The 14,825-nt window shown below is 35.8% G+C and carries 13 protein-coding genes and 1 pseudogene; 12 read left to right on the top strand and 2 right to left on the bottom strand.

Annotation, left to right across the window (positions count from 1 at the left end):
- From C1A40_RS00405 to C1A40_RS00375, 7 genes are all read left to right on the top strand, one after another.
- Positions 1-708 (top strand): cytochrome c3 family protein, encoded by a 708-nt coding sequence (locus tag C1A40_RS00405; protein WP_102994160.1) that lies wholly within the window; start codon positions 1-3, stop codon positions 706-708.
- 311 nt (positions 709-1,019) lie between these two features.
- Positions 1,020-2,414 carry a CmpA/NrtA family ABC transporter substrate-binding protein gene (locus tag C1A40_RS00400; RefSeq protein ID WP_102994159.1) on the top strand — a complete coding sequence of 465 codons (1,395 nt, stop codon included), beginning with the start codon at positions 1,020-1,022 and terminating at the stop codon, positions 2,412-2,414.
- Positions 2,415-2,441: 27 nt separating this feature from the next.
- On the top strand, positions 2,442-3,548 hold the full coding sequence (locus C1A40_RS00395) for an ABC transporter permease (protein WP_102994158.1): 1,107 nt from the start codon (positions 2,442-2,444) through the stop codon (positions 3,546-3,548).
- Between the two features lie 88 nt (positions 3,549-3,636).
- Complete coding sequence (locus C1A40_RS00390) at positions 3,637-4,485, top strand: ABC transporter ATP-binding protein (RefSeq protein ID WP_102994157.1); 849 nt, start codon at positions 3,637-3,639, stop codon at positions 4,483-4,485.
- Positions 4,486-4,493: 8 nt separating this feature from the next.
- The gene (locus C1A40_RS00385; protein ID WP_067150866.1) at positions 4,494-5,327 is read left to right on the top strand and encodes an ABC transporter ATP-binding protein; all 834 of its coding nucleotides are present in this window, start codon (positions 4,494-4,496) and stop codon (positions 5,325-5,327) included.
- Between the two features lie 150 nt (positions 5,328-5,477).
- Complete coding sequence (locus tag C1A40_RS00380) at positions 5,478-6,752, top strand: alginate export family protein (RefSeq protein ID WP_102994156.1); 1,275 nt, start codon at positions 5,478-5,480, stop codon at positions 6,750-6,752.
- Between the two features lie 98 nt (positions 6,753-6,850).
- Positions 6,851-8,386, top strand: coding sequence for a YifB family Mg chelatase-like AAA ATPase (locus C1A40_RS00375; protein WP_102994155.1), 1,536 nt, complete (start codon positions 6,851-6,853; stop codon positions 8,384-8,386).
- Positions 8,387-8,465: 79 nt separating this feature from the next.
- Here C1A40_RS00375 and C1A40_RS00370 read toward each other — a convergent pair whose 3' ends face one another.
- Both C1A40_RS00370 and C1A40_RS00365 read right to left on the bottom strand, forming a co-directional pair.
- Positions 8,466-8,984 (bottom strand): DUF5004 domain-containing protein, encoded by a 519-nt coding sequence (locus tag C1A40_RS00370; protein ID WP_102994154.1) that lies wholly within the window; start codon positions 8,982-8,984, stop codon positions 8,466-8,468.
- A gap of 176 nt (positions 8,985-9,160) precedes the next feature.
- Positions 9,161-9,724: a DUF5004 domain-containing protein gene (locus tag C1A40_RS00365; RefSeq protein WP_102994153.1), complete on the bottom strand. Its 564-nt coding sequence runs from the start codon at positions 9,722-9,724 to the stop codon at positions 9,161-9,163.
- 212 nt (positions 9,725-9,936) lie between these two features.
- Here C1A40_RS00365 and C1A40_RS00360 point away from each other — a divergent pair, with 212 nt between their 5' ends.
- The 5 genes and pseudogenes from C1A40_RS00360 to C1A40_RS00340 all read left to right on the top strand — a co-directional run bounded on the left by C1A40_RS00360 (position 9,937) and on the right by C1A40_RS00340 (position 14,626).
- Positions 9,937-11,058: a DUF2891 domain-containing protein gene (locus C1A40_RS00360; protein ID WP_199287729.1), complete on the top strand. Its 1,122-nt coding sequence runs from the start codon at positions 9,937-9,939 to the stop codon at positions 11,056-11,058.
- A gap of 32 nt (positions 11,059-11,090) precedes the next feature.
- A pseudogene (locus tag C1A40_RS00355) lies at positions 11,091-12,320 on the top strand (Nramp family divalent metal transporter).
- A 2-nt stretch (positions 12,321-12,322) separates the two neighbouring features.
- Positions 12,323-13,060, top strand: a complete 738-nt coding sequence (pxpA, locus tag C1A40_RS00350) for a 5-oxoprolinase subunit PxpA (protein WP_102994151.1) — start codon at positions 12,323-12,325, stop codon at positions 13,058-13,060.
- A 2-nt stretch (positions 13,061-13,062) separates the two neighbouring features.
- Positions 13,063-13,791, top strand: coding sequence for a 5-oxoprolinase subunit PxpB (gene pxpB, locus C1A40_RS00345; RefSeq protein ID WP_102994150.1), 729 nt, complete (start codon positions 13,063-13,065; stop codon positions 13,789-13,791).
- On the top strand, positions 13,784-14,626 hold the full coding sequence (locus C1A40_RS00340) for a 5-oxoprolinase subunit C family protein (protein ID WP_102994149.1): 843 nt from the start codon (positions 13,784-13,786) through the stop codon (positions 14,624-14,626). Before pxpB ends, C1A40_RS00340 begins: the two co-directional genes overlap by 8 nt.
- Positions 14,627-14,825: the final 199 nt, after the last annotated feature.

The following is a 14,825-nucleotide window of genomic DNA, read 5'->3' as shown; positions in this document are numbered from 1 at the left end:
ATGTTTAAAGTAAGTCCGTTGCGAAAAAGACAAGTTATAGGAAGTGTTATAGGTGTGGTTTTGGGCGCTGTGATTTTTTATGTTTTAACCCTAGATTCAGCCGAGCAATATGTATCTGTTGGACCGATGAATACAGGTCATCAGGAACTGTCTTGTTTTGCCTGTCATGCCGATGCTAAGGGGAATTTACTTCAGCAAATACAATCTAATATATCACATGCTGTTGGTGCTCGAGAACATGGTGTCGATTTTGGTACTCAAGATGTGACTGTAGATAACTGTATGCAATGTCATGATCGCGCAAACGATAGGCATCCTACACATCGCTTTAAGGAGCCTCGCTTTAAAGATGCGGTTAAAGAAATTGATGCAACTACTTGTATTACCTGTCATACCGAACATCAAGAAGAACGTGTTTCGGTTGTTTCTGCCGATTATTGTAAAAATTGTCATCAAGATTTGGAAGTAGAAAACGATCCTTTAGATATCTCCCACAAAGCTATTATTGCTAAAAAACAATGGTCTACTTGTATTCAATGTCATGATTTTCATGGGAATCACCGTTATGAGGTTCCAGAGAAAATGTCGGACACCATTCCTTTAAAACAAATTCAACAGTATTTTGATGGGGGAGCAGATCCTTATGGTGATAATAAAAAGTACCAAGCACTCTCTCAGGAAGCTTGGCTAGAATCCTTAGAAAAATAAAATCATCTACGTATTTTGAATCTCATTTTATTTCAAAAATTCTAGAATAGAATACTTTTTATCAAAAACTACGTATATTTTTTAGAAAAATTAGAAGCGTTACTTAGAGTTTTAAGTAACGCTTTTTTGTTTACGGATGTTTTTAATGGCTTGTTAAATAGTGTTTTATGGATTTTTTATGGTTTTTAGCAGGTTAATAACTGTTAAAAAAGAGGATTGTACATGTGTATTGACATGATCTGTCACGTAGACTACTTATATATTTGCCTTGTATAAGTATTAATACTTAGTTTAATCAAAATCAAACACAGATGAAATCATTATTTAAAAAATCAACTTTAATCCTACCAGTAGCAGCTTTACTGTTCTCTTGTGGTAGTAAAGAAAAGAAGCAAACCATTGCCGAAAACGTTGTTACTGAAACTTCAAAAACAAAAACTTTAGATATTGAAAAACCACAATTAACATTTGGTTTTATCAAATTAACAGATATGGCGCCTTTAGCAATTGCTAAGGAAAAAGGATTTTTTGAAGATGAAGGTTTATTTGTATCTGTTGAAGCACAATCAAACTGGAAAAATGTTTTAGATCGTGTGATCGACGGACAGTTAGATGGTTCGCACATGCTAGCAGGGCAGCCAATTGCTGCTGGTGCAGGTTTTGGAAGACAAGCTAAATTAGTAACGACGTTTTCTATGGATTTAAATGGAAACGGGATTACAGTGTCAAACGATGTTTGGTCTAAAATGAAGCCTAATGTTCCAATGGATTCAGAAGGAAAACCAGTTCATCCTATTAAAGCAGATGCTTTAAAACCTGTTATTAATGAGTATAAAAACTCTGGAAAACCTTTTAAAATGGGTATGGTATTCCCAGTATCAACTCATAACTACGAAATTAGATATTGGTTAGCAGCTGCAGGGATTAACCCTGGAATGTACACTGCCGATAACGTACAAGGGCAAATCGATGCTGAAGTTTTACTTTCTGTAACGCCTCCGCCACAAATGCCAGCAACCTTAGAAGCAGGAACTATTTACGGATACTGTGTAGGTGAGCCATGGAATCAACAAGCGGTTTTTAAAGGAATTGGAGTGCCAGTAGTAACGAACTACGATATCTGGAAAAACAATCCTGAAAAAGTATTTGTAATGACCGAGAAGTTTATTGAAGAAAACCCTAATACAGCTATAGCCGTGACTAAAGCCTTAATTAGAGCAGGAAAATGGTTAGATGAGCCAAGTAATAGAGCTGAAGCTGTAAAAATCTTATCAATGTCTCAATACGTAGGAGCAGATGAAGCTGTTATCGCAAACTCTATGACAGGTACTTTCGAATTTGAAAAAGGTGATAAGCGTGACATGCCAGACTTTAATGTATTCTACAAGTATAACGCAACGTATCCTTTCTACTCAGATGGTGTATGGTTCTTAACTCAAATGCGTCGTTGGGGACAAATTCCTGAAGCAAAACCAGCAGATTGGTATGCGGAAACGATTAAAGATATTTATAGACCAGATGTTTGGAATAAAGCAGCAAAACTTTTAGTAGAAGAAGGTCATATTCCAGCAAGCGATATTCCAGCAACCGACGGTTATAAACCAGCAACAACAGATTTTATAGACGGAAAAGTATATGATGGTAAAGATCCAATTTCATATATCAATAGTTTCTCAATAGGAAATAAAGATAAAGCAGTACAGTAATTAGTTAGATAATAAAATTTTAGAATTATGAAGCAAAGTATAACATTAGAAAAAGTATCCAAATTCATGGGATTCGGTTTTTTAACAACCTTAAAAGATTTATTTACAGGAAAACTAGAGAAGGAAGATTTTATTAATTTCTTACGTAAAGTTGTCGTACCTATTGCTTCTATTCTATTATTTTTAGGTTTGTGGCAACTTGGAGCCGAGTCGCTTTACAACCGTGAAGCTAATTATAAAATTGAAACTGCTTTAGCCGATCAAGGTCCAGAGGCGGCCGAAGCGATGAAAGCTTGTATTGCTTCTGGTGATGTTAGTTGTCAGCCAAATACCTTACCATCACCTGGCCAGGTTTGGGATTCTTACCAATCGTTGTTAAGAGACCATAAAATTATTAGAGCCGATAAAGAGGCATTTATTGAAAAAACAGCGGCTTTAAACGAAAAGCGTATCGCTGCAGGAAAAGACCCCATTACATATACGGGTAGACCATCGTTTATCGATCAAATTGTAATGAGTTTAAAAACGGTATTCGCCGGATTCTTATTGGCGTTATTTATCGCGATTCCAATCGGAATTCTAATCGGATTAAGTCCAACATTAAAAAGTGCGTTCAACTGGTTTATTCAAATTTTCAAACCAGTGTCTCCAGTAGTGTGGTACTTATTAGTGTTTATGATTGTAAAAACGATTTTAATCGATTCAACCGAAGATAGTTCATTCATCATCTCATTCATAAGTGTAGGGTTCTGCTCCATGTGGGCCACTTTAGTAAACACGGCCATGGGTGTGGCATCGGTAGATAAAGATTATATCAATGTGGCCAAAGTATTGAAATTAGGACCAGTACAAAAAGTGTTTAAGGTGATTTTACCATCGTCTTTACCATTAATCTTCACCGGACTTAAAATTACTTTATCTGTAGCTTGGATGGTTTTAATTGCTATCGAATTATTAGCACAGAGTCCAGGTTTAGGCTTATTTGTTTGGGAAGAATTTCAAAATGGAGCAAACGATTCAAATTCAAAAATTATTGTAGCCATGTTTGTTATCGGGATCATCGGATTCTTATTAGATCGCATCATGTTAACCATTCAAAACTGGGTGTCGTTCAATAAATCGGAAGCTATTTAGAGGGATGTGGAATCGTTGAATTGTTTAATCGTATAACTGTTAAATAATTCAACAAATAAACGAATCAACAAATTAACACGTAAAGAAAATGGCATACTTAGAATTAAATAATATATACAAATCTTACGGTCAAGGCGACGCAGAATCTGAAGTGCTTTCAAACATCAATTTAACTATTGAAGAAGGCGAGTTTGTAGCCATCGTAGGGTTTACAGGAAGTGGAAAAACAACTTTAGTAAATTTAATAAACGGACTTATTCAGCCTACAAGTGGTGAGGTTTTATTTAAAGGCGTGCCTGTTGTAGGAACCAGTCATGAGCGTGGTGTTATTTTTCAAAATTATTCGCTATTGCCATGGTTAACCGTAGGTCAAAATATTTACATGGCGGTTAAGGAAGCTTTTCCAAAGAAAACAAAAGTAGAGCTAAACGAAATCGTTAAAGATTATGTTGATATGGTGGGTTTATCACATGCGATTAATAAACGTCCTGGTGAGTTGTCTGGTGGTATGCGTCAGCGTGTTGCTGTAGCCAGAGCCTTATCGATGAAGCCAGAAATGATTATTATGGACGAACCTCTAGGTGCTTTAGATGCCTTAACACGTGGGAATCTTCAAGATGAAATTTTAAACATCTGGGGAAAAGATAAACGTACGGCCTTACTTATTACCAACGATGTGGATGAAGGTATTTACATGGCCGATCGTATTATTCCGCTTAAACCAGGTCCAAAAGCAACTCTAGGTCCAGAATTTAAAATTGATATCGAGCGTCCTCGTGATAAAACCGAGATGAATGATAATGCCAATTTTAAGGAAACTAGAAATGCGATTATCGAGTACTTGATGGAGATAGGAAACGATCGTAAAGCAGAAGCTCAAGAAGCTATTGTATTACCAGAATTAGAACCAAAAAGTTTTGTTGGACGCTTTAATTAATGAGAGATATGACTACAAATATTATAGAAAATACGCCAAAACGAGTGATTACAGAAGCTGAAGTTTTTCCTTCATCGGAAGTGATGTTAGATTTAAAAAACTTAAAGAAAGTTTACCCAACACCTAAAGGAGATTATGTGGTGCTTGAGGATTTAAATCTTCAAATTAAAAAGGAGGAGTTTGTGACCATTATTGGGCATTCAGGTTGCGGAAAAACAACCATGTTGTCAATGATTGCAGGATTGAATCCTATTTCTGGCGGCCATATTTCAGTTTTAGGAAAACACATTACAGGGCCAGGACCAGATCGCGGTGTTATTTTCCAAGCGCCTAGTTTAATGCCTTGGATGACGGCCCTTCAAAATGTACTTTTGGGAGTCGATCAAGTTTTTCCTCATGCTACCAAAGCGCAACGTCACGATATTGCTAAATACTATTTACAAAAGGTAGGTTTAGAAGATGCTTTTCATAAAAAAGCAAGCGATTTATCGCAAGGGATGCAACAACGTGTTGGTATTGCTAGAGCCTTCGCTATTAAACCTAAAGTGCTTTTACTAGATGAGCCTTTCGGGATGTTAGATTCTTTAACACGTGGTGAGCTTCAAGATATTCTCATTGAAATCTGGAATAAAGAAAAAATTACAGCAGTAATGATTACCCACGATGTGGATGAGGCTATTTTTCTTGCCGATCGTGTTGTGATGATGACTAGTGGTCCTAAAGCTAAAATTGGGGATGTTTTAAATATTGACTTCGAAAGACCTCGTACTAGAAAATCGGTGCTCGAACACGACGATTATTACACATATCGAAAGCATTTAATCGACTTTTTGGAGCATTAATAAAATGTCCTTCAAAATTTTATAAAAATTATCAAATATTTAATATGGCGATTGTGTTAATCGCCGTGTTTTAGTATCTTTAAACGCTATAAGTTTAAGTTAAATAACTAATAAAAACCAAAAATAAAAATCAAACTTAAAAACAAACACATGAGAAAACAATACTTAATTTTGGCGCTATTTTTAGCATCTATACAGTGGGCACAAGCACAATTTTCATTAGATGGCGAATTGAGACCCCGTACAGAATACCGTCATGGATTCGGATCCTTAATTCCAGAAAATGTAGAGCCAGGTTACGGAATTTCTACCAGAGTAAGGTTAAAAGCTGGTTATAAAACAGATAGCTATAAGGTGTTTATTAGCCTGCAAGATGTTTTTGTTTGGGGAGAAAACAGACAAATTCTGCCTTATGATATGAATAATTCCTTTGGTATTTTTCAAGCCTGGGCAGAAATTAAACTTGGAGAAGGCTGGTCTACCAAACTAGGACGTCAAGTTTTATCTTACGATGACCAACGTATTCTTGGAGGATTAGATTGGGCGCAACAAGGACGTAACCATGATGCGGGAATGATAAAATACAAGAAAAATGATTTTGCTTTAGATGTGGCTTTAGCCTTTAACCAAGATTATTCTAATCCAACAGGTTTTATCTCTCAAGGTAATGAGTATAATACTTCAGGATTCTTTTCGTATAAAACCATGTATATGGCGCATTTAAGTCAGAAATGGGGTGCTTTTTCAGGAAGTTTATTATTAATGAATAATGGTTTCCAAAATGATGCAGCTGGGTTAAATGATGTGGCTAATTTACAAACCATGGGTGTGCATTTAAAATATGGTAAAAATGCTTTTTCTCTTGCTGCTAATTTATACTTACAAACTGGAGAAGCTATTTATGGAACCTCATACAAAAATGTAAAAGGTGGTTTCTTGTCTAGTTTAGATTTCGGATTTAAAGCTTCAGATAAAATTGGCTTAGGAATAGGTGCCGAAATTATTAGTGGTAACGGTGAAAGTAATGCCGATAACACAGGAGCCTTTTTCCCTCTATATGGAACCAACCACAAATTTAACGGTTTTATGGATTACTTCTACGTAGGAAACCATGCAAACTCTATTGGCTTGGTTGATATTCATGCGAGTGCAAATTTTAAATTTAGCGATTCATCAAGTCTTTTAGTTAAAGCTTTAAACTTTAGAGGTGAAGAAGCGTTAGCAAGCGGAGAAAAAGCCTTAGGAACTGAAGTTGATTTAGTATTTTCTAAAGCGTTTAAAGGTTATGCTTTAAAAGTTGGATACTCGCACATGTTTGCGGCCGATGGTATGTACGAACTTAAAAATGTTCCTGAAGCTGATGCCGATGGTGTTCAAAACTGGGCTTGGGCCATGTTAGTGTTTAAACCTAAGTTTTTAAACTAAACCACGAATAAGATATTTATTATTGAAATCCCGCTTTGGCGGGATTTCTTGTATTTATAGGAATACTTTTCTTACATTTGAGCTGTTAATTTTTAATTATGCTTAAAAAAGTATTTGCTAGCGCCGTGTTTGGCGTTGAGGCTTCAACTATAACTGTAGAGGTGAATGTTGATGGTGGTATTGGTTACCATTTGGTAGGATTGCCCGACAACGCTATAAAAGAAAGTAACTTCCGTATTGCTGCAGCGCTTCAAAATAATGGTTACAAAATCCCTGGTAAAAAAATAACCATAAATATGGCTCCTGCCGATTTGCGGAAAGAGGGCAGTGCTTACGATTTAACTTTAGCCATAGGCATTTTAAGCGCATCCAATCAAATTAAAGCCGAAAACTTAGAGCAGTATTTGATTATGGGTGAATTGTCTTTAGATGGCAGTATACACCCCATTAAAGGCGCACTTCCTATTGCGGTTAAGGCGCGGGAAGAAGGCTTTAAAGGCTTTATTTTGCCAAGTTCTAATGCTAAGGAAGCTGCTATAGTAGATAATTTAGAGGTTTATGGCGTAGATAATATCAAACAAGTTATCAATTTCTTTGATAAAGGTGAACTGCTAGAACAAACCATTATTAATACGCGTGAAGAGTTTAATAAAAGGTTAGAGTTTCCGGAATTCGATTTTAGTGATGTGAAAGGTCAGGAGAGCATCAAGCGTTGTATGGAAATTGCAGCTGCTGGAGGTCACAACATTATTTTAATCGGTCCTCCGGGTGCAGGAAAAACGATGTTAGCTAAACGCTTACCAAGTATATTGCCGCCAATGACGCTTCATGAAGCTTTGGAAACCACTAAAATTCATTCGGTGGTTGGTCGGGTGAAAGATACAGGGTTAATGGCGCAACGGCCCTTTAGGAGTCCCCATCACACGATATCAAATGTTGCCTTGGTTGGTGGGGGAAGTTACCCACAACCTGGAGAAATTTCATTATCACATAACGGGGTTTTATTTTTAGACGAACTCCCAGAATTTAAACGCGAAGTTTTAGAAGTGATGCGCCAACCGTTGGAAGATCGCGAGGTTACCATTTCAAGAGCAAAATTTACGGTTACTTATCCCTCCTCGTTTATGTTAGTAGCCAGTATGAATCCCAGTCCGGGCGGTTATTTTAACGATCCTAATGCGCCAGTAACTTCCAGCCCCGCCGAAATGCAGCGGTATTTAAGTAAAGTTTCAGGACCCTTGTTAGATCGTATTGATATACATATCGAAGTCACACCAGTCCCTTTTGAAAAACTTTCTGATGAACGCAAAAGTGAAACGTCGGTAGAGATTAGAAAACGCGTAACAGAGGCTAGGGCGATTCAAACCATGCGTTTTTCCGAATCTGAAACTGTGCATTATAATGCCCAAATGAATAGCAAACAAATTAGGAAATACTGTGGGTTAGACGGGGCTTCAAAGGAATTACTAAAAACGGCCATGGACCGATTAAATCTTTCGGCAAGAGCCTATGATCGTATTTTAAAAGTATCCAGAACTATAGCCGATTTAGACGGTTCTGAAAGTATTAATGGCACCCATATTAGTGAAGCCATTCAATATAGAAGTTTGGATCGTGAAGGGTGGTTGGGGTAATAAAAAAACGACTGCCTAACATAAATTATTCTCCAGTTGTTAATCAGTCGCTTTAATAATGGATTTTATGATATTTACCCTATTTTTTTTTAAATGTTTTAGTGATATTTAAATATACTTTATTGCCATTAATATCGACTAAGGTTTGGTTGAATTCATTAGAGAATTCAGTATCGCTATTTTCTAAAGTAATATCTAAAGACTCCCTTGAACAGAAGGTTACTGTAGTTAATAAGCTGCCGTCACTAAGCGCCCATGTTCCTATGTTTTCAAAGCGATCATCACAATCGGTTAAAGTGCTACCTTGAAGAAATTTGTATTCTCGATCTTTGCTAAATATATAAATATTATCTCGGTAGCATGATGGGTATTGAGCCATAAGATTTGTGCTTGGGTTATCTGTAGAATCATCGGTAATATCGATAGGAATATCACATGTTATAGCTGATAGTTTCCATTTACCCTTAAAATCTAATTCTTTAGCGGATAATTCTCCAGTAAGAGCCTCTTCGCAAGGGAAATCATCATTGCTTTCATGACACCCAAATGATAAAACACATAAAATTACTGCCGTAAAAAATATAACTGACTTTTTCATAATTCTTTCTAATTAATGGTTTTAAATAATCGATTACATTACGCTTCAAAAAAAAGCAAAATCTTAATTTAATTCTTTTGCAAATTTACAGATTTAAATAGGTTTAAAATACACTAAGCTGTCCTAATTTTATTAGAACAGCTTAGTGTATTAAATATTGGAGAAATAAAGTTGAACTACTCTGCTTCTTCTTCCTCTACATCTGCATTTGCAGTTTTTTCATAAGTAGTGGTAATAGTTAAAGTCATCTTCTCGTCGTTAACATCGGTGAAAATTACAGTACTTTCTACAGAAAATTCCGTGCTTTCTTCATCAATTTCAATAGAAGTACGTGATTCAACACAATTAGAGACTAAAATAAGCATATGGTCTTCATTTAATTTCCAAGTGCCATCAAATTCTTGTTGTTCTTTACAATCTGCAGCATTTTTACCTAACTCATAAGTAAAAGCTCTATCAGATTCGAAATTGTATACCGAGTCTTGTAGGCATTCATCATATTGAGAAAAAATGTCTTTACTAGCGTTATCTTCATCATCGTCGGTTAAATCAATTTCCTCGTCTGAAATAATACTTTTTAGAGTCCATTCACCAACCAATGCTGTTTCATGTTCTGTTAACTCTCCTGTTAAGGCCTCTTGGCAAACAATGTCATCGTCGTTATTATCACAACTAAAAATTAAGCTACCGATTAAACATAGAGATAAGATACTTTTTACTGATAAAATTGATTTGTTCATGATTTTGGGTTTTAAATTGTTTGATTAAGAGATGTGAGATTTTGTATTTAGTTGCGTGATAAAATCAAAGAAAAGAAATAAAAAATGTAACTATTTTGTTTTTAGATATTTAAAATTGAAATTTTTTATGTTTTAATCATGAAAAACTCTCGTTGTTTATTTATAAATGTGTTTTAATTTAATAGTTTCGGCTTTTAAATCTTTTAATGCTTATGAAATATTTATACACACTACTAGCTCTAAATATAATTTGGGGCTGTCAGTCTTCAAAAAAGAAAGAAGAAGTATATGGTTTAACCACACAACAACCGGTTCCAATTGCAGAAGTTCCAAAATTAGACCTTGCTCATGCAAATAAATTGGCCGAGTTGCCATTACACTGTATTAATATTGAATATCCTAACCGATTATCGCAAACCCTTGGAGATGATAAGGATTTAAAAGCGCCTCATGTTTTACATCCTGCATTTTATGGATGCTTCGATTGGCATTCGGCGGTTCATGGTCATTGGAGTTTGGTAAGTTTATTAAAAAACTTTCCTAATCTAGAAGGTACCAATCAAATTAAAAAGCGTTTGTTAATCAACATGTCTAAGGAAAATATTGAAGCTGAAGTGGCTTACTTTTATGGAAAGCATAATAAAAGTTACGAGCGTACTTATGGCTGGGCTTGGTTGTTAAAATTAGCCGAAACGCTACATAATTGGGATGATGATACCGCAAGAACACTGGAAGCTAACTTGCACCCTTTAACCGATTTAATAGCTGAAAAATACATCGAGTTTTTACCAAAATTAAACTATCCATTACGCGTAGGAACGCATCCTAATACAGCATTTGGTTTGTCTTTTGCTTACGATTATGCCGAAGCCGTAAACCACGAAGCGCTTAAATCAGCTATTGCCGAGCGTGCTAAATCGTTTTATATGAATGATGAAGATTGCCCGATGAGCTGGGAGCCTAGCGGAAGTGATTTTTTATCACCATGTCTTGAAGAGGCCGCTTTGATGAAGCGCTTACTGTCTAAAGACGAATTTTTAGTGTGGTTAGATAAATTTCTGCCAGAACTTAAAAATAAAAACTACAATTTAGAACCCGGAAAAGTGTCTGATAGAACCGATGGGCATTTGGTACATCTAGATGGCGTGAATTTTTCTAGAGCATGGAATTTTTATAAAATAGCAGAAGACTTACCAGAGTTTAATCATCTTAAAAATATAGCCAACCAAAGTATCAATTATTCTTTACCTAGTATTTTTGAAGATAGTTATGAGGGCGGACATTGGTTAGGAAGTTTTGCTATTTATTCCCTAAATGCTGTTTCTAAAAATTAAACCAATAAAATAGGTAACACCCAAACACCCATTTGAAAAACTGGTTAAAAAATATTGGCCCAGGCCCTTTGGTAGCAGCTGCCTTTATTGGCCCTGGAACCGTGACGGTATGCACTTTAGCTGGTGTAGGATTTGGTTTTTCCTTATTGTGGGCTATGGTTTTGTCTATTTTGGCAACTATTGTTTTACAGGAAATGTCGGCTAGATTAGGTATTATTTCTCAAAAAGGCTTGTCGGAAATTATTCGCGATGAAATAAAACATCCTGTAATAAAAGTATTGGCTTTACTTTTAATACTCTCGGCCATCGTTATTGGGAATGCCGCTTACGAAGCCGGAAATATAAGTGGTGGTGTTTTGGGTTTAGAGGCTATTATCGGTAAAAAAATTTTGGCTATAGGTGGTTTCTCTTTAAATGGTTTAAGTGTTTTAATTGGAGTTATTGCTTTTTCGTTATTGTACATGGGCAATTATAAAATTCTGGAACGGGTTTTAGTGGCTTTAGTAACTTTAATGAGTTTGGCTTTTCTGCCAACAGCCATTATTACAAAACCCAATCTAGGCGATTTTTTTAAAGGTGCCTTCATTCCAAATATTTCAAAAGAAAATTTACTCACCGTTATCGCTTTAATAGGGACTACCGTGGTGCCATATAACTTATTTTTACACGCCTCATTGGTTAAGGAGAAGTGGCAAAAACCTACCGATTTAAAATATGCCAGAAAAGATACGATTGTAGCTGTAGTTTTAGGCGGTATGGTATCTATGTGTATTATGATTTCGGCAGCATCCATTCAAACGTCTGAGGTACACAGTACTGTAGATTTAGCAAAAGGATTATAGCCTTTGTTTGGGAGTTTTGCTAAGTATTTTTTGGACATAGGCTTGTTTGCTGCTGGTATTACAAGTGCCATTACGGCGCCATTAGCCGCTGCCTTTGTGATGAGTGGTTGTTTGGGATGGAAAAGCGATATGCGTAGCATAAAATTTAAAAGTATTTGGGGGAGCATTATTATTTTAGGCGTTCTTTTTTCTTCTTTAGGAATTAAATCCATTGAGATTATAAAATTTGCTCAGGTTACTAATGGTGTTTTATTACCTATAATTGCAGGGTTTTTAATTTGGGTAATGAATAAATCTGCCGTATTGGGCGAACATAAAAACAGTTTTAAACAAAATGTATTAGGTGCTATTGTTTTAATTATTAGTATCTTGTTGTCTGTTGCTACCTTAAATAAGGTGTTCGATTTAAATATTTTTTAATCATGCAAACCCGTATAGATCTTAATGCCGATGTAGGCGAAGGCCTTGGTAACGAAGCCGAGCTCATGCCGTTCATTTCTTCTTGTAATATCGCTTGTGGTGGTCATGCTGGTGATATTGAAACCATGACAACCGTGTCGCGATTAGCAAAAAAACACGGTGTTAAAATAGGGGCACACCCCAGTTTTCCTGATAAAGAGCATTTTGGAAGAAAAGCTATAGATATGCCTAGTGTAGCCCTGTACACCTCCATTAAAAATCAAATAAAAGATTTAATAAGAGTTTTAGAGGCCGAACATCTAAATCTTCACCATGTGAAGCCTCATGGGGCTTTGTATAATTTAGCTGCTGTAGATGAAAAAATTGCTCAAGTAATCATTGAAGTTATGAAATGTTTGATGTTACGAGTGCATTTGTATGTGCCTTATAATTCGGTAATCGCTAAATTGGCTATTGAAAATCGAATTCCTATTATGTACGAAGCCTTTGCAGATCGTAATTATAATGCTGATTTAACATTGGTTTCTAGAAGCGACTCAAAGGCCTTGATAATCGATTCTGATACTATGGTTGAACATGTTTTTAATATGATTTCAACAGAAAAAGTGAAAACTATTACTGGTGATTTTCAATCTATTAAAGCAGATACTTTTTGCGTGCATGGCGATAACCCTGAATCGTATCATTTAATTTCTTATCTAACAAAGCAGTTAAACGCTAAAGGCATTCAAATTATTTAAAAATGAGTTTTAAGCTTTCGTACAAACCCTTTGGTGAACAAGGGATTTTGGTGGAATGGCCAAATCAAATTTCAGAGTCTATTCTGGAAAATGTGTTAGGTTTTAAATCAAAAATTAGAATTGCCGAAGATGCCGATATTGCTGAGGTACGTACAGCTTATCAATCCGTGTTAATTCTTTTTCATACACCCATTAATTTTCAGCAAAAAATAGAAGGATTAAAACGTGTTTATGCTTCAGCTGAAAAGGAAGAAAAAAGAACGTCACAACTTTGGCGAATCCCTGTTTGTTACGATGATTGCTTCGCTTTAGATTTAGAGCACCTATCAGCAGTAAAAAATATTTCAAAATCAGAGATTATAAAACGCCATATTCAAGCTACATATACCGTTTATTTTATTGGGTTTTTACCCGGGTTTTTATATTTGGGCGGTTTGGATGATACTTTAAGTATGCCAAGAAAATCGACGCCTAGATTAGTTATAGAAAAAGGTGCTGTTGCCATTGGCGGAAACCAAATAGGGGTGTATCCATCCGAAAGTCCTGGTGGTTGGAACATCATTGGGAAATCGCCCATTCCTTTTTTTAATGAAAATTTGAATCCGCCTTGTTTTGCAGTACCTGGTGATCGCATTGAGTTTTATGCTGTGAACTTAAAAGAATTTAATGATATAAAAGTATTGGTTGATGCTGGCGTGTATCAAATAGAAAGTGAGGTGACGAGTGATTAAGGTTTTAAATAGCGGATTGTATTCTAGTATTCAAGATCTGGGGCGTTATGGGGTTCATGAATATGGTGTGCCGTATTCTGGGGCTATGGATAAACAAGCCATGCTTATGGCTAATACGATTCTCGCCAATGCCGAAGACTCTGCAGTTTTGGAAATGACCATGCTTGGTGCTAAACTAGAATTTCAATGCGACACCTTTATTTGTATTTCCGGAGCCGATATGCGTGCTAAATTAAATGGTACTCGTATTGCTAACTATAAAATGATACCAATAAAAGCTTCCAATGTTTTAAGTTTTTCTTCAGCAAACGGTGGAATCAGAACGTATTTGGCGGTTACAGGAGGCTTTCAATCCGAGATAGTTATGCGTAGCCGAAGTATGTATCAGGGGATTACGCAAAGTCATGTGATTCGGAATAATGATCTTCTCTCTATTGAGCCTCATTCAGGTCAATGCCATCCTAAAAATGCCCGTTTAAAAATAAATAAAGATGATTTTCTTCATGGTCAATTGGGTGTTTTCAAAGGTCCAGAATTTAATTTATTGTCTGAAGCACAACAGAAACTACTTATAGGAAAACCATTTACTATATCTAAAAATAATAACCGAATGGCCTACCAGTTGGAGGAGCCTTTCGCAAACAAATTAGATTCTATAATAACTTCACCCGTTTTACCAGGTACCGTGCAACTAACGCCTTCAGGGGAAATGATAATTTTAATGCGTGATTGCCAAACTACAGGAGGCTATCCTAGAGTACTTCAGTTAAAACCAACAAGCTTAAACAGTCTCGCGCAAAAATATGCGGGGCAGGAGGTAATTTTCTGCTTTTGAGTAGGGTAGTAGCGTTTTTGTAATGGCTTCTTTTTTATGGTAGTATTATTAAATCATGCTTAAGGTTTAGTGTATTAAAATCTAATGACATTGCTACTGCTATGGTAGCTGTTTTCATGATTTTTCCTTTGTTTAACGGTTCTTAGCAAAAAACATGATTATTTAAATTTTAACTTATTTTTTTATAAAGTTTAAAAAT

The organism is Tamlana carrageenivorans, assembly GCF_002893765.1.
GTDB lineage: Bacteria > Bacteroidota > Bacteroidia > Flavobacteriales > Flavobacteriaceae > Pseudotamlana > Pseudotamlana carrageenivorans.
This window is presented reverse-complemented; position numbering and strand designations above follow the sequence as displayed.

Excerpts from the sequence above, each read along its gene's own strand:
- C1A40_RS00405 (WP_102994160.1), top strand. The coding sequence starts at position 1 with ATGTTTAAAGTAAGTCCGTTGCGAAAAAGACAAGTTATAGGAAGTGTT.
- C1A40_RS00400 (WP_102994159.1), top strand. The coding sequence starts at position 1,020 with ATGAAATCATTATTTAAAAAATCAACTTTAATCCTACCAGTAGCAGCT.
- C1A40_RS00395 (WP_102994158.1), top strand. The coding sequence starts at position 2,442 with ATGAAGCAAAGTATAACATTAGAAAAAGTATCCAAATTCATGGGATTC.
- C1A40_RS00390 (WP_102994157.1), top strand. The coding sequence starts at position 3,637 with ATGGCATACTTAGAATTAAATAATATATACAAATCTTACGGTCAAGGC.
- C1A40_RS00385 (WP_067150866.1), top strand. The coding sequence starts at position 4,494 with ATGACTACAAATATTATAGAAAATACGCCAAAACGAGTGATTACAGAA.
- C1A40_RS00380 (WP_102994156.1), top strand. The coding sequence starts at position 5,478 with ATGAGAAAACAATACTTAATTTTGGCGCTATTTTTAGCATCTATACAG.
- C1A40_RS00375 (WP_102994155.1), top strand. The coding sequence starts at position 6,851 with ATGCTTAAAAAAGTATTTGCTAGCGCCGTGTTTGGCGTTGAGGCTTCA.
- C1A40_RS00370 (WP_102994154.1), bottom strand. The coding sequence starts at position 8,984 with ATGAAAAAGTCAGTTATATTTTTTACGGCAGTAATTTTATGTGTTTTA.
- C1A40_RS00365 (WP_102994153.1), bottom strand. The coding sequence starts at position 9,724 with ATGAACAAATCAATTTTATCAGTAAAAAGTATCTTATCTCTATGTTTA.
- C1A40_RS00360 (WP_199287729.1), top strand. The coding sequence starts at position 9,937 with ATGAAATATTTATACACACTACTAGCTCTAAATATAATTTGGGGCTGT.
- pxpA (WP_102994151.1), top strand. The coding sequence starts at position 12,323 with ATGCAAACCCGTATAGATCTTAATGCCGATGTAGGCGAAGGCCTTGGT.
- pxpB (WP_102994150.1), top strand. The coding sequence starts at position 13,063 with ATGAGTTTTAAGCTTTCGTACAAACCCTTTGGTGAACAAGGGATTTTG.